Annotated in this window: 8 protein-coding genes and 1 tRNA gene; 2 read left to right on the forward strand and 7 right to left on the reverse strand. The window is 69.5% G+C overall.

Translation table 11 applies throughout. The features are described 5' to 3' along the window. Window positions 1–108: 108 nt before the first annotated feature. Window positions 109–1707 carry a dynamin family protein gene (locus OG965_RS16200; protein ID WP_371656954.1) on the reverse strand — a complete coding sequence of 533 codons (1599 nt, stop codon included), beginning with the start codon at window positions 1705–1707 and terminating at the stop codon, window positions 109–111. A gap of 342 nt (window positions 1708–2049) precedes the next feature. Between OG965_RS16200 and OG965_RS16205 the strand changes: the two genes are divergently transcribed. Together OG965_RS16205 and OG965_RS16210 are read left to right on the forward strand one after the other, a co-directional pair. After that, a tRNA-Arg gene (locus tag OG965_RS16205) sits at window positions 2050–2122 on the forward strand. A gap of 347 nt (window positions 2123–2469) precedes the next feature. Further along, the gene (locus OG965_RS16210; RefSeq protein WP_371652783.1) at window positions 2470–3699 is read left to right on the forward strand and encodes a hypothetical protein; all 1230 of its coding nucleotides are present in this window, start codon (window positions 2470–2472) and stop codon (window positions 3697–3699) included. Between the two features lie 70 nt (window positions 3700–3769). Here OG965_RS16210 and OG965_RS16215 read toward each other — a convergent pair whose 3' ends face one another. From OG965_RS16215 to OG965_RS16240, 6 genes are all read right to left on the reverse strand, one after another. Continuing rightward, a complete protein-coding gene (locus OG965_RS16215) occupies window positions 3770–4318 on the reverse strand; it encodes a hypothetical protein (RefSeq protein WP_371652784.1) in 549 nt (182 codons plus the stop codon). A 594-nt stretch (window positions 4319–4912) separates the two neighbouring features. Further along, a complete protein-coding gene (locus tag OG965_RS16220) occupies window positions 4913–5989 on the reverse strand; it encodes a pentapeptide repeat-containing protein (protein ID WP_371652785.1) in 1077 nt (358 codons plus the stop codon). A 541-nt stretch (window positions 5990–6530) separates the two neighbouring features. Next, the gene (locus OG965_RS16225) at window positions 6531–7418 is read right to left on the reverse strand and encodes an ABC transporter permease (protein WP_371652786.1); all 888 of its coding nucleotides are present in this window, start codon (window positions 7416–7418) and stop codon (window positions 6531–6533) included. Beyond that, on the reverse strand, window positions 7415–10036 hold the full coding sequence (locus OG965_RS16230) for an alpha/beta fold hydrolase (protein ID WP_371652787.1): 2622 nt from the start codon (window positions 10034–10036) through the stop codon (window positions 7415–7417). The genes OG965_RS16225 and OG965_RS16230 overlap by 4 nt, the downstream gene beginning before the upstream one ends. Before the next feature lie 112 nt (window positions 10037–10148). Next, on the reverse strand, window positions 10149–10943 hold the full coding sequence (locus tag OG965_RS16235; RefSeq protein ID WP_371652788.1) for a maleylpyruvate isomerase family mycothiol-dependent enzyme: 795 nt from the start codon (window positions 10941–10943) through the stop codon (window positions 10149–10151). Between the two features lie 83 nt (window positions 10944–11026). Then, on the reverse strand, window positions 11027–12424 hold the full coding sequence (locus tag OG965_RS16240; RefSeq protein WP_371652789.1) for an APC family permease: 1398 nt from the start codon (window positions 12422–12424) through the stop codon (window positions 11027–11029). Window positions 12425–12866 lie beyond the last annotated feature (442 nt).

Genomic DNA, 12866 nt, shown 5'->3' on the forward strand with positions numbered 1-12866 from the left:
CGGCCCCGGCCTCCGGCTGCCCGGACTTCGACTGCCCGGGCTCCGACTCGGGCCGTTCGGACTCGGGCTGGTCGGCCCCCGGCCGATCCGTCAGAGCGGTCACCCCGCTCACCTCTCCTTCTGCAGTAGGGACAGCGCGGCGATCAGCCCGGCCTGGGGCTCGGGGGTCACCCGGAGCGCGTCCAGTGGGGCGAGCCGGCGGTCGCGTTCGGCGTTCAGGACGCGGTCGATGTACGTCGTGACCAGCTCACCGCCCTGGTCGCGCAGGCGCAGCGCGCGCTGGGCGCCGATGCGTTCGGCGAGCCGTTCCCCGGCCCGGCGGGCGCGGCGCCCGCCGAGGAGCGCGGCCGCCAGCAGGGCCGCCACGGCCTCGGCGGAGGGCGCGACGGCCCGGTCCATCTCCCGTACCTCTTCCTCGGCCAGCTCCTCCAGGACCCGGCGCCAGCGCCGTACGGCGAGCTCGATGCGCTCACCGGTCTCCCGGTCCCGTACGCCCTCGGCCAGTTCCGCCGCCGCGGGCTCGCGGCCCCACGCCTCGCGGACCCGTTCGTCGGCGGCGTCCGCGGCGCACCCGAGCAGCTCCGCGAGGCTCTCGCAGAGCGCGTCGAGGAGCTCGACGGAGGTCGCGTCCCGGGGGTACGCACGCCAGCGGGTGAGCGCGTCCCCGGCGAGTACGCCCCCTGCCTGCAGCCTGCGCCGCACACGTGCCCCTTCCCGCTCGTACGCCTCCTCGACCGCGCTCGTCATCCGTACGGCGGCGGCGTACTGCGCGGCGACGGCGGAGGCGAGCTCGGGCATACGGGCGTTGAGCGAGTCGATGACGCCGACGGCGGTACGGACGACGGCCTGCTGCCGGGCGGCCGGGTCCTGCGCCCGGTGGGTGAGCCACTGGCCGAGTGGGGCGACCGCGGTGGAGGGCAGCAATCCGCTCCCGCCACCGGCCGATTCGGGCAGCTCGGGGATGGTGAAGCGGGGCACATCACCGAGCCCGGCCTTGGTCAGGAGCGCCGCGTACTGCCGGGACACCTCACCGATGACCTGGTGGGGCACCCGGTCGAGGACGGTGATCAGCATGGCGTCGTACTCCTTGGCCGTGCGCAGCAGATGCCACGGCACGGCGTCCGCGTACCGCGATGCGGTCGTCACCATCACCCAGATGTCGGCGGCGCAGATCAGCTGGGCGGCGAGCAGACGGTTGCTGACGACGAGTGAGTCGATGTCGGGCGCGTCGAGCAGGGCGAGCCCGACGGGCAAATTCCGCGAGGTCTCGACCCGCAGCGAATTCTCCGCGTCATTGCCCCCGATGCCCTCCTCCACCTCCGCTTCTTCGTTCTGCTGGGGCAGCCAGACGCGGGTGAGCTGGGGCAGTACGCGGATCTCGGTGAACCAGTGGTGGTCGTCGGGGTGGCAGACGAGTACGGGGGTGCGGGTCGTCGGCCGCAGCACGCCGGCCTCGCTGACCCGCCGCCCCACAAGGGAGTTGACGAGCGTGGACTTCCCGGCGCCGGTGGACCCGCCGACCACGGCGAGCAGCGGCGCTTCGGGATCTTTGAGCCGGGGCAACAAATAATCGTCGAGCTGTGCGAGCAGCTCGATCCGGGTCTGCCGTGCCCGCGCCGCCCCCGGCAGGGGCAGGGGAAGACGCATGGCGGCGACCCTGTCGCGCAAGGCGGAGAGTGCGTCAATCAGCTGAGGCCGTACGTCCAAGGTCACCACATGCGAAGAATGCCCAATTTTGGCGCCTTTTTGAAGCGTATGGAGGCCCTCGCGCGCCGATCGGACACATGGGACAGACGGGATGAGTGGGACGCAGGCATAACGAGTGCACAACACCCGGCGCCACGAGCGTCAAAAGCGCTGCGTGTTCTGCTCTCGCCTGCGATTATCGGTTCGCTTCACCGAACCTCCACATCGTGCCACGCAGGTGAAGCAACCGGGACGAGGCGAGAGGAGCCCTATCCTTGTCCCCGGCAAGGTCACGACCCGGAGCCCGCTCCGGATCACACCCTTGCCCGCCCGGGGGCTCCAGGCCACCGCGGCCGCCATCCGGCCCCCGTAGCTCAGTGGATAGAGCAGGCGCCTTCTAAGCGCTTGGCCGCAGGTTCGAGTCCTGCCGGGGGCGCTTTCGCCCGCGCGGTGTCAGGCCCTCCCTCCAGGAGGGCCTTTTTGCTGCTCGGCAGCACCGTAGCGCGGCGGTCGTAGAGGCCGCGTAAGCGCCGGATCCGGGCCTGGTGGGGGCGGGTAGGGTACGGCGCTGTCCTGCTGATTCCGGGTTTCTGCGGGTGGCCGTGGCAAATACGTGGCGAAGCATCCACCATCCACCCAGCCATCGAACACGTGACCTGATCCCTGAAGAGACTTGCCGGGCGGCAGACATCGGAAAACCCGGTGCCATGGAGTCCAACCCTTGCGAGGATCTAGGGCGTGGACGATGACCATGCTGCGAAGACTGGAGCTCACAGTCAGCCTGTGCTGCTGACCTTCTTGGTTGCGCTCCCGTTCCCGTGCCCCTTGCCGCACGGCACCGTCTTCTCACGGACGGTCGAAGGTGAGGTTCACGGACTGGACGGTATCGCCCTCCGCGTGACGCCAGAGGCCCCAGACCTGCCAGCCGACATGAACAGCCGGGTATTCGTATCCCTGAAGTTCTGGCAGGTTAAAGAACGCGCGGCGGCAGGGAATTGGCACCTCGGCGCGCTCACGCAAGTAGCCTCTGACATCACAGGGAAGCCGCTCCCCACACCGGATGAACCTGAACCCACGGTTGAGTCCTACCGCACGGTCGTGGAGATGATCACTGTTCAGAATGCCGATACTTCGCACGCCTCATGGCCAAATACCCGTGACGAAGCACTAGACCGCTGCTTCCGCGTTCTATCGGACGTATCTGCCATGACGCGCCTCGTGAAGCACCACGGACATCCCATCGCGACTAAAGAACAGGTTCCCTTCGCTCTATGGTTCGCTCGCCGACCTGAGTCATGCAGCTACGCCGACAGCGTGGGAGGCATGTTGTTCTTGTCTCCGCCCGCTGACCCCGTCACCGAAGTACTCAACGCAGAACAGATGGAGCGCTTGACCAGCCACCTCACTCGGGTCTGGGACGGCTCACCGCTAGAGCTGGCCATAGACCGTTCCGTGGAGGCCAGCACCTTCATGCAACGCGACGGTGACTACGGGAATGCCGTAATCCACGCCGCCCTGTCTTCGGAGATCATCCTGGACAGCACTCTGGCGTTGATGCTCTGGGAAGAACAGTTGGTAGCGCCGTCTACCGAAGCAGCTATCGCTGTCTTCGACGAAACGCGTGGAGGCCTCGCCTCCCGGGTACGGCGCGAGTACAGTCCTCGGCTCGGGGGGACGTGGGATCCGGATAAGATCGGTCCGGTACAGACATGGTCCCGAAACCTGGCCCGCCTCCGAGGGCGCATTGTTCATCGTGGCTATCGACCCACTGAACTCGAAACTGCTGCGGCCCTGTCCGCGAGCGACGAGTTGTTGGAATTCGTCAAAGAGCGGCTGGCTCGCAGAGTCAAGAGATATCCGCGTACTGCGCTACTCATGTTGGGCGAGCCGGGACTGCGTAGGCTTGGCGGATGGCGAGCAGCCAGCGGATACCTGGAAGCGGGTTCTAACCGTCCTGACGACTGGTTCCGCGAATACTCAGCATGGCGTACCAGGGTCGACGCCGCCCTCTAATTCCACGACCGTCAGCAACCATGTGTGATGAGGCCCCCCTGGATGGTGTCAGAGGCCTCATCGCAGCGCGTCAGTTGAACAGGTCGGGGAGCGCGTCACGTGCCTCGATGCGCTTCTTAAGGTCGTCAAGCTGACCGGAGATGCACCAGGCATAGATGGCGAGCAGTACGGGGACGCCGTTGCCCGCCCACTCCGCTACCTGCGCCGGTGGGACACCGGCGTTGAGCCAGTTCGTCAGGCAGGTGTGGCGCAGGTCGTACACGCGCTTGCCGAGTGGCGACGTGTACTCCTCCGGGGTGAGAATTTCCCTCCGGGCGGTTAGCCAGGCCCGGCGGATGACCGAGCCCGCGAGCATGTCGCCTTTCTCTCCTGGGAACAGCAGGTCGCCCGGCTTCAGCCCCCTCGCCTTGATGTGCTCGCGGAGTATCCGAGTCAGCGAGGGATGGCCCGGCACGACACGGGTGTCGTCTGAGGCGCGTCCCTTCAGCCCGCGTTCTTCGTGGATCTCGCCGTCATCGGTCCAGTTCTTGCCGACCTCTGGCTGAGCGGTGTGGAAGAGCAGTTCAGACCATTGGTCCTCTGCGTCTTCTTCGGGCAGGCGGACGTCGGAGACGCCCATGGCCACGGCTTCCTCTGGGCGCGGCCCAGCGTAGTACATCGTCGCGAAGAAGGCGTGCAGTCGCTTGCCCCCGCGAGGGCGCCGGCGCACCCAGCCCAGCAAGCGTGCTGCCTGCTCCGGGTTGAGGAGACCTCTTGTCCACCGCGGAGGTGGTCTTGGGCACCGATCCTCTGCCCTTCGGGAGGGGGTTCGCGCGGCGAGTCCGTGGCCCCTGCCTCTTCCCCGGGGTCGGAGAAGAGCGGCACGCCGACTACACGGATGGCTTCCTCACCCCATCGGTTCGCGCCTCGCGAGGAACGCCGACGATTGATCTGGACTGCGTGTGGCATGCGACAAACCGCCAATCAGCGCTTCAACCTTTGGTACAGCTCCTGGCGCAGGTGTCCGAGGCGTCCGGGTCTATGTGACCGGGCAGAGAGGTGTCCCAGCTGTCCGACTGTCCAGTTGGGGGCGCTGACCTGCGTGAATTGACCGGACACCCTGGAAGCGGTTGGTGTCCTGGTGTCCGATCGCGAGAGGCTGCAACACGCGGGGGGACGGCATGGACGGGAGCCGGCCCCCAACGACTGCCCAGGCTCGACATCAAATTCCTGATCAGGCACTAGCCGGAGGAAGGGCGTCAAGGTACGCACCGACCTGCGGGTGTGCTGCCATATCAGGCGCCAGCCTGGTCGCCCGGTCCGGCTTGGCGGACAGGATCTGGTCAACGGTTATTGCGGCTGACCGCAGATCCACCCCCGTGAGATTGGCGGCCGCGAGGACTGCCAGACCGCCCTGGCCCGTCTCTTCAGGTATGTGCGAATCCATGAAATCAGCATTGGTAAGCACCGCCATACTGAGCCTTGCCTCGGTGAGATCAGCCTTACCCAGCTTGACATCGGCAAGGACAGCCTCCGATAGATCAGCACGACAGAGATGCGCTTCCCGCATCCACGCACGGGTAAAATTCACCCCCTCCAGCCAGGCACGGGTCAGATCGGTCCTCCAAAGCCTTGCGTCGGTCAGATCGGCCCCCTTCAAATTGGCGCGCGACAGATTCGCCTCTGCGAGGTCGACATTCTTCAGGTCTGCCCCTCGGAGATTGACCCGCTCAAGATGAAGTCCGCTGAGATTTACGGTCCGGAGGGGCCGGACACCAGCGTCTACATTCGCACGGAAGGACGGCCGGGTGAGAGCTGTAAGAGCGGCTTGGACATCCGCAGCCGGCTCTATGAGGAGGGCTGAATCGCGAGGAACTGTTGCTTGCCGTCTACGTGTGGCACGTAGAGTGCGAATCCGTTGCTCGCGAGCCGAACTGGCGCTCAACCGTTCAGCGCGCGGGGCTCGCTCGCGGATGAAGGAAACCAGCACCTGGGAGGCATGTGTTGCCTGATCTGGGGCGTCTTGCACAATCTGCTCCAAGGCGAGAACACCGCCGATTCGCACGTACAGTTGGTCTGACCCCAAGCGTTCCAGAGCCTTGGTGAAGCGGTCAGTCACCTGCCCACGCCGGGTCAGCCGGTAATTGAAAGCAGTGAAAAGCAGTGCGATGCCTGCTCCAAGGACGGCTGCAACCTGAACCAAAGCTAGCCTGAACTGCCCTAGAGCCGCAGAGCGCGCAGCTCCGTCCATCGTCGTCCAGTCTGGCCCTGAGATCCACTTCACCAGCATTCTCAGGGTGGGAGTGAACACCACGGTCAGTGTCCCTGTGACTGCCATCGCTCCGAGCCCGACCCCTGCAACGGTAGCCGCGCGCCTCAAGCTATCTCGCATACCACCATATTGGCGGGGCTCGCCCGCATCCGAGGGGCGATTGTTGTTCGAACGGCCGTCTGCCGGCGAGGGCTGCAACACCCAGAGTGAAGCAGCCCTCGACAGCAGGCTCAGGGGGTGTCACTCGGGGTCTGAACACCTGGCTCTGGCAAATGCGTGGCACAGCGCCTGCGCGGGATGGGCATAGCTCGACAACCAGGCAGGTCAGAAGCTCACTTGGTCGAGAGTGCATGCACCTCTTCTAAGCGCTTGGCCGCAGGTTCAAGTCCTGCCGGGGGCGCTCTCGCCCATGCGGTGTCAGGCCCTCCCTCCGGGAGGGCCTTTTTGCTGCTCGGCAGCACCGTAGCGCGGCGGTCGTAGAGGCCGCGTAAGCGCCGGATCCGGGCGGCGAGGAACCGGCCTCGACGGCGCCACGCCGAGCGGCGTGTCGTCCGGGCCTCTTCGCGCGCCGCCGCGGCTCCTACGAGACGATGTCCTTCTTCTCGAAGCCCCGGAACGCCAGCGCCATCAGTACCAGTGCGTACCCCACCGACACCCCCGCCCCCTGGGCCATGCCGCTCCACTCCAGGTGCGGCTGGAGTGCGTCCGCCCAGGCGAACTGCCAGTGTGCGGGCAGGGCGTCGCGCCAGTCGCCCAGGGCCGTGATCGCGTCCAGGACGTTGCCCACGATCGTCAGGCCCACCGCGCCGCCGACCGCGCCCAGCGGCGCGTCCGTCTTGGTGGAGAGCCAGAACGCCAGTCCGGCGGTGACCAGTTGGGAGACGAAGACGAACGCCACGGCGATGGCGAGGCGCGGTACCGCCTCCCCGGCGCCGAGCGAGCCGCCGGTCGGGATCTCCAGCGGGCCCCAGCCGTACGCCGCCGTGCCCACCGCGAGCGCCACCAGCGGCAGCAGGACGATCGCCGCCGCGCTCAGACCCAGCGCCACCGCCAGCTTGCTCCACAGCAGCCGCGCCCGGGGCACGGGTGCGGCCAGCAGATAGCGCAGCGACGACCAACTGGCCTCCGAGGCGACCGTGTCGCCGCAGAACAGGGCGACGGGCACCACCAGCAGGAAGCCCGCCGAGACGAACAGGGCGGTCGCCGCGAAGTTCGCCCCGGACGCCGTCGCCGTGTCGATCAGGGTGATCCGGCCGTCCCGTCCGGACGGCGTGCCGCCGATCGCGAACGCCGTGACCAGGATGAACGGCAGCGCGGCGAGGATGCCTCCCATCACCAGGGTGCGGCGGCGCCGCAGCTGGCGCGCGGCCTCCACCCGCAGGGGCAGGGTGCGGCGCGGGCGGTAGCCGGGGGCGGTCGCCCGCAGGTCCGGCGCGGCCTCGGCCCCGGTGTGCGTCGGCGCACTCATGCCGATCCTCCGATCAGGGTCAGGAACGCGTCCTCCAGGCGGCGGTGCGGGCCCACGCCCGTCAACGGCACATCGAGGCGGACCAGTTCGGTGATCAGCTCCGTGGCCGTGGCGCCGTCCAGGCGCACCAGCATGCCCTCGTCGGTGCGCGTCGCCGCGCCGATGCCGGGCAGCGCGGTCACCTTGTCGGCGAGCACCTCGGTGACCGGGCCGTCGACGGTGACCAGGAGCGTGTCGCTCTCGCCGGTGATCTCGGCGACCGGGCCCGCCTGGATGAGCCGGCCTCGGTCCATGACCACCAGATGCGTACAGGACTGCTCCACCTCCGACAGGAGGTGGCTGGAGACGATGACCGTGCGGCCGCCCTGCGCGTAACGGATCATCACGTCCCGCATCTCGCGGATCTGCGGCGGGTCCAGGCCGTTGGTCGGCTCGTCGAGGATCAGCAGGTCCGGCAGGCCGAGCATGGCCTGGGCGATGGCGAGGCGCTGGCGCATGCCCTGCGAGTACGTCCGCACCGCGCGCGAGAGCGCGTCGCCCAGGCCCGCGATCTCCAGGGCCTCGTCCATGTGCGAGTCCTCGGCGGGGCGGCCGGTGGCCTGCCAGTACAGCTCCAGGTTGGCGCGGCCGGACAGATGCGGCAGGAACCCGGCGCCCTCGACGAAGGCGCCGACGCGGGACAGGACCGGTGCGCCCGGCCGGATGGCGTGGCCGAAGACGCGGACCTCGCCGCTGTCGGGGCGGATGAGGCCCATCAGCATGCGCAGGGTGGTGGTCTTGCCCGCGCCGTTGGGCCCGAGCAGGCCCAGGACCTGGCCCTTCTCGACGCGGAAGGAGAGGTCGCGGACCGCGTACCGGTCGGTCGACTTGGCGTACTTCTTGGTCAGGTCGGTGATCTGGAGCGGGACTTCGGCCAGCTCCGGGTCGGGGGCGGGGGCCGTGGCGCGGCGGGTGGCCAGCAGGCCGAGCGCGATCACGGCGCCCGCGAGCGGCATGCCCCAGGCCCACCAGGGCACCCCGGCGGGCTCGGTCTTCACGCCGGGCGCGGTCGGCACGGTCAGCGAGCCGTCCACGAGCGAGACCTTGTACGTGCCGGGCGCCACCGGGGAGGCGTAGCCGAGATCGGTCGCGGCGACCACCAGGCGCAGCCGGTGGCCCGCCTCCACGTTGTGGTCGACGGCGGGCAGGGTGACCTCGACCTCCTTGCCCTCCTTGGCGCCGTCCACCCGGACGGGCGCGACCAGTTGGGCGGGGAGCACCTGCTGCTTGCCGTCGGGGCTCACGTCGTACACCTTGCCGAAGAGCACCGCGTCGTCGCCGCCGGAGGTGACCTTCAGCCGGACCGTGGGCGAGCCGGTGATGCGCAGGCCGGGCTTCAGCGGCTCGGAGTCGAAGCGCGCGTACTGCCCGGGGAAGTCGATGGAGAGGCCGCCCACGCCGAGCGAGGACAGGCCCGCGAGGCCCCCGCCGACGCCGGGCACGGCCGAGATGGCGGGCGGGGCGGCGCCCGCCGGGTTCTCGAAGGTCTGCTCGCGGCCGGTGAGCGACACCTTGCGCGTGCCCTCCGCCAGGCCCGGGTAGCTGCCGCTGGTGGCGCCGCGCAGCTGGGCCGCGCCGTCGGTGGAGCTGATGCCGCCGGTCCTGGTGACCCGGAAGGCGGGGCCGGTGGAGGCGCCCTTGTCGCCCTTCAGATAGTGGTCGAACCAGGAGGCGATACGGGAGTTCACCCGGCCCGACTCCCGGTCGCCGCCGTCGTGGCCGCCGGTGATCCAGTCGACCGCGACCGGGGCGCCGTTGGCGCGGATCCGCCGGGCCATAGCGTCGGCCTGGCCGAGCGGGAAGAGGGAGTCGCTCTGGCCCTGGACGATCAGTGCGGGCACCTTGATGCGGTCGCCCACGGCGGACGGGGAGCGGGCCGCGAGCAGGTCGCGCGCCTGCGTGTCCGGCTTTCCGCTGACCGCGACCCTCTCGTACATGTCGCAGAGCTGCTTCTCGAAGGTCTTGCAGCCGCCGCCGGTGGAGAAGAAGATCCCGGCCCAGAGCTTCTTGAACACCCCGTCGGGGAAGAGCGCGTCCGCCAGGTTCCAGTAGGTGATCTGCGGCGCGATCGCGTCGACCCTCTTGTCGTACCCGGCGGCCAGGAGCGAGATCGCGCCCCCGTAGGACGCGCCGGTGACGCCCACGCGCGGGTCGCCCGTCGCGTCGAGCTTCACCTCGGGGCGCTTCGCCAGCCAGTCGACGAGCCGCGAGACGTCCTTCACCTCGTACGCCGGGTCGTTGAGGCCGATCTCGCCCGTGGAGTCGCCGAAGCCGCGCGCGGACCAGGTCAGCACCGCGAAGCCGTCGCGCGCGAGGTCCTGCGCCTGGGCGCGGACGTCGCTCTTGCTGCCGCCGAAGCCGTGGCCGAGGAGGACGGCGGGGCGCTTCTTCTTCGCGTCGCCCGCCGTGAAGTACGACGTGTCGATCTTCGCCCCGGGCATCTCCATCACCCGGTCCTCCTGGTGCACCGCGGGCGTGCCGCCGGCACCGGAGGCCGTCCAGACGCCGGCACCGGCGAGCACCGCGAGGGCGGCGGCCACCCCGGCCGCCGCCCTCCCACGAGGTCTGCGCAATCTCATGCCCCCACCGTAAGCGCCGGGTCCGACAACCGAGCCTGCCGCCAGGTGGAGGTCGCGGGTGTACTCGCGGCGTACGGCACGCGCCCGCCGTACCGCGCCGGGAGTACACCCGTCAGCCGAACGACGCCCGCTGGAGCCAGAAGTCCAGGAGCTCGGCGTCGCCTAGGACCTCGACCCGGGGACTGTCGGCGGGCAGCCGCCGGTAGAAGACGCTCAGGACGTCGGTGAGCGGGCCGCGCAGCGCCACCGTGGCCTTCTCGTGGCCGCGCCGCCAGCTCACCCCGTCCTCGCCGAGCTCGATCAGCCACTCGGCGCCGGGCACGTCCGTCGCGTGCAGATGGATGCTGCGGCCGGGGCCGCGCAGTTCGGCGGCGGCCGGGGCCAGCTTGGCGGCCTGGACGTAGGTGACGATCTCCAGCCACTCGTCGATGGTGTCCGCGGCCACCTCCGGCGCGAGCCGGTACCCCGCGCCCACGGTGAGGGCCGCGTCCGCGCGGTGGACGACCGTCTCGTGGGTCATCCGGCGCGCCCAGAACCCGGCGGTCGCCTCGCCCGCCCACGTCCAGGCCGCCTGGTCGGCCCCGGCCGTGCGCAGGGTGTCCGCGCAGAGTGCGGCGCCCTCCGCCAACCAGGCGTCCAGCGCCTCCGGTTCGTCCTTCTCGGGGCCGGTGAAGTCGGGCACGCGCTCCTGGGGGACGACGGCGGTGGCCTTCGTACGGACGATCTCGGCGACCCAGCGGTGGGCGCCGCCGACATGGACGGCGAGCTGGCGCAACGTCCAGTCGGGGCAGGTCGGCACGGTGACGGCGAGCTCCGCACCGGTCAGATGGGACCTCAACTCGTCGGTCTGTCGCAGGATTTCGGAACAGTAGAAGTCGTGGTCGAGAGGCGTGTGCGCGGCTGTCATACCCCAAACCCTAGGCGGGGCCCGCCCGTTGCGTCCCGCGTAAACACCGCCGGATCCGGACAGACCCCGCCACGGGCCGCACCTCAGGCCTGCTCGTCCTCGGGGATGCTCACCAGCCACCGCGTCTCGCGGCGCGGGCGCAGGTAGAAGGCCCAGTAGAGGGTGGCGACGGCCGTGATGCCGCCGGTCCACAGCAGGTACCGCGTCTCCTGCTGGGTGAGGATGTACGCGAGGACGGCGATCAGGACCACCGGGACCGCGGGCCACAGCGGCATCCGCCAGGCGGCGGTCTCGCGGTGCGAGCCGCGGCGGCTGAGCAGGGCGGCGACCGCGACCAGCAGGTACATGCCGGTGACCGAGACGCCGGTGACGCCGTAGAGGGTGTCGAGGTTGACGAAGCAGAGGGCCGCGCCGGGCACGCCGACCAGGAGGGTGGCGACCCACGGGGAGCCGAACCGGCCGAGCCGGGACAGGCCGCGGTTGACCGGCTCGGGCCAGGCCTTGTCACGGGCCGAGGCGAACAGGACGCGGGAGTTCTGGATGACCATCACGATGCCCGCGTTGACGATGGCAAGGGCCACGCAGAGGCTGACGAAGGTGCCGACGGCCGAGTTGGACCAGGCGGTGACCATGCCGCTGATGTCGCCGGAGGTGAGCGCCGAGAGGTCGGAGGCGCCCAGCGTGATGGCGACGACGGGGACGAGGATGACGGCGGCGGAGATGGCGAGGGTGGCGAGCACGGTCCGGGCCACGTTGCGGCGCGGGTGCTCCAGCTCCTCGGAGAGGTAGACGGCGGTCGAGAAGCCCTGGGTGATGAAGAGGGCGATGGCGAGTCCGGAGACGACCATCATCGCGGTGACCGTGGAGTGCGTACCGCCGTCCCCGGCGACCGTGCCGTGGACGAGCGAGGAGGCCCCGCGCTGGCTGTGGGAGAAGCCGAGGACGGCGACGACGGCCGCGGCGACCACTTCCAGTACGAGGAAGATGCCGGTGATCCAGGCGTTGGCCCGCAGGTCGAGCAGTCCGGCGAGGGTGGCGAGCAGCATCACTGCGCCGCCGGCGAGGGGCGCCGGGATGTGGACGAGCGGAGCCAGGTAGTCGGCCGTGCCCATGGCGATGACCGGGGGGACGATCATCACCACGAGCAGCGAGAGGACGAAGACCAGCCAGCCCGCGAGCCGTCCGGCGAGCGTCGAGACCATCGCGTACTCGCCGCCCGCGCTGGGGATGAGGGTGCCCAGCTCCGAGTAGCAGAACGCGACGCCGATACAGAGCAGCGAGCCGATGGCGATGGTCAGCGCGGTGTAGGTGCCGAGGCTGGAGAAGAGGTCGGGCACGACCACGAAGAGGGTCGACGCGGGCGTCACGCAGGAGAGCGTGAGCAGGGTCCCGCCCACGACGCCGATGGAACGCTTGAGCTTCTTGGGGGCTTCGCCCGTAGCCGGGGAGAGGACATGGGGCGGGCTGAGCGTTTCGGTCATCGAGGGTGCGTCCGATCGGCGGGGTGCGTGGGTACTGAGCGGGGAGCGCTATCGACCTCCGGGTGGTGCTCGCGGGGCCCGTCCGGCCCCGGTGGTGAGTGGTGGGTCGCTCCCGGGCCGCCATTTCAATCTCCACGCGATCCGCAGGTCAATAGCCGTTCACCTACGGAATTCGTCGCCCCGATGCCCTTCCGGCACTGATACGGCGTTAAGAGTGCAATAAAAACGCGTGATCGAGCGGTACGGGAACCGCAGCCTCCGCGCCGAAAAAGTTTGCCGAATTCCGAATGCCGGAACACTTTGGCACCCCGTGCCAGGCTTTCTGGTTACCCCCGGTCACCGCCGTGCGTCAGCCGGTGTGCGCGAGCCCTGCCGCCGGGAATGCGGACGGCCGCGAAGCCCCTTCGTGCGGGGCTTCGCGGCCGTGTGCCACGCCAGTGGC

The sequence above is a fragment of the Streptomyces sp. NBC_00224 genome (assembly GCF_041435195.1).
Taxonomy (GTDB): Bacteria; Actinomycetota; Actinomycetes; order Streptomycetales; family Streptomycetaceae; genus Streptomyces.